A 2,311-nucleotide genomic window follows, 5' to 3' on the forward strand; every position below is an offset into this window, starting at 1 on the left:
GTAGGGGAGTGGGTGGGGCAGCAGCAGACGATGGGCTGGGTGCGTGCAAGGCGACGGGTTGGCCCGCCTGGGCGCGATAGTGTTCGTAGGCGCGGGCGATCGCCCTCATGCGGCGATCCTGGTCGCGGGAAATGCTGTCGGCGGTGTTGCCCAGTCCGGGTGCGTTCCACTGCTGCGTATCGGGGTCGATAAACGCGCGGGTGCGGGCCCAGAGAATTGCTGCATCGCCCTGCATTCCCTGCTGCCGCGCCTTAGCCAGCCAGTCTACATAGCCGCCCCGATCGAGCGCTGCTAGGGGGGCCTGGTTCGCCAGATCGATGCCGTTGAGCAGTTCCGCCAGGGTTAAAGAAATACCGTGACCGGCGGCCTTTTGCTGGAGCAGGTCGGCCTGTTTTTGCAGCCGTCGCAGTTGGCGCTCGTCTGCCTCTTCTGGAGAACTGGCTCCATGCTGATAGGAAAAGCTGCCCAGATTCCACACGCCGTTGCCGGGGTCGGTGTGGCCATAATAGGCTTTGGTGCGCTGCCCATCGACGGCGCGAGTGCCCTCGGCGCTGCCCACGACCCTTGCCACTAGCGAGTCTGCGCCGCCGTGAAACAGGGCTTCCAGTTCACCGTTGGGTGGCTTTGGAGCCGCTGGCGCAAGTCCGAGGAGTCGCGCTGCACTGGTGACAGCTTGATCCATCAGGGAGGGCTGGGGTTCCTCTGCTTTTCCCTGCGCTAGATGGCCAGCAGGCATATCAAACCGTAGTTCAACAGATGTTGACCCCGATGGCGTAAGGGATAAGGTCAGGGACTCTGTGGTAGGGGCGGTCTGGCTCGTTGCCACCTGTGCTGGAGCCGCGACCGGACGGGAGTTTGCGGGTTGGGGAACGGATGAGGGAAAGGGTTGGGCGATCGCCTCAAATCCACCCGTCGGCGGCGGGGGCGGCAACTCCGGATTAGCCCGCGAAGCCTCCTGCATGGGTGGCTCCGTCGCATTCACGGGCACTTGCAGCGGCATATCTAGCGGCGGCTCGATCGCGCCTGTCGAGGCTGCACTCGAAGTCAGCTCTGAGGGCGGCTCTGAGGACGACGGTTGCACCATCGCCATCTCAAAATTCAGCGCCAGGTCATCGGCATGGGCAGCGGTCGATTCACTCAGGGCGATCGCCACCGCGCCCAGCAGCAGCAGGGTACGGTTCATGGGAATAGAGGAGAGGGAAGGATTGGGGTGGGGGGTGGTGAGTCTGCACCGACCTCCTACTCATCGACTAATCATGCGCTCCAGCATTTCCCTGGAGGGTTCTACCAGCGCCCAAGTGCCGTCGGGTTGGCGGCGGAGGGCGGCGAAGTGGAGATAGTCGGCAGAGCCGAGGGTGTCGCCGCTGCGGACTCGCCCAGTTTTGCCAGACTTAAGGCCGCAGAGGCGAAACAGGTAGGCAGGCACGTCGGGCGTGGAGTAGATATAGCAGCCCGGTATGTCATTGGACTGCACCTCGCCGTCGAAGGGAATATAGACGCGATCGCCCTTCATCTCGATGGAGATGTCGCCCAGCCCGCCCGCGATGCGGTGTTTGCCGACGGTGCTGCCAAGCTGCAATTCCCAGCTTTGCTGAATCGGCACAGTTCGCACGGGGCTGGAAGGTTGGGAACAGGCAGTCCCCAGCAGGGCGATCGCCATCAGGCTCGTCCAGGCATTGCGCCAGCACCTCTGCAAGGGGGGCTTAACGGGAGGCTTATTGGAAGCTAAAGCGATACCCAGCATACTCGTTGCCCTCGTAGAGAATGACGAGGCGAGTCTGCGGGTCAAAAGCGAGCGGATAGACCTGGCGCTCGGCGGCCACGCCCGCCCTCACCTGAATGTTTTGCAATTGGCAATAGGGAGCGCCTGCAATTTGCGTAATGCGATCGCGGCTGTCGCGTTCGGGCACCGTAAGCAACTGGGCAAGCTGTTCGCGGGAGAGGGCAACCTGCTGATTGACTGTGCCCTGGCAGGCTTCGTGATGGCTGCCGGAGGCAACCGGCGACACCATGCCGCGCAAATCTACCAACAGCCCCGCCATCGCAATCACCATGCCGCCGACCAGCACCGGGTTGAGCGTGGGTCGATCCAGACTGTGACGCTCTAGATAGTGACGCTCCAGATTATGACGCTCTAGATTATGGCGCTTCATCGTTGCCGCCCTCCCCAACCATCACCAGGCCGCTGAAGACAATCAGGAGCCATATCGCTCCAAGTAAAACTGAGGTCATAGCACGCGCCCTCCGATCAACAGCCCTAGGAAGATGAGGAAAATCCGATAGCCCCAAGTGATGCTGGTGTGGGGGGCGA

Annotated in this window: 3 protein-coding genes; all 3 read right to left on the minus strand. The window is 62.3% G+C overall.

Annotation, left to right across the window (positions count from 1 at the left end):
• A partial coding sequence (locus IGS51_RS02950; RefSeq protein WP_297075690.1) for a hypothetical protein occupies positions 1–1,183 on the minus strand: 1,183 nt, incomplete at its 3' end.
• 60 nt (positions 1,184–1,243) lie between these two features.
• On the minus strand, positions 1,244–1,696 hold the full coding sequence (locus IGS51_RS02955) for a hypothetical protein (protein ID WP_297075692.1): 453 nt from the start codon (positions 1,694–1,696) through the stop codon (positions 1,244–1,246).
• 19 nt (positions 1,697–1,715) lie between these two features.
• Entirely contained in the window at positions 1,716–2,153 is a 438-nt protein-coding gene (locus tag IGS51_RS02960) for a hypothetical protein (protein ID WP_297075695.1), read from the minus strand.
• Between the last annotated feature and the right edge of the window lie 158 nt (positions 2,154–2,311).

The organism is Thermoleptolyngbya sp. M55_K2018_002 (genome assembly GCF_015295965.1).
GTDB lineage: Bacteria > Cyanobacteriota > Cyanobacteriia > Elainellales > Elainellaceae > Thermoleptolyngbya > Thermoleptolyngbya sichuanensis.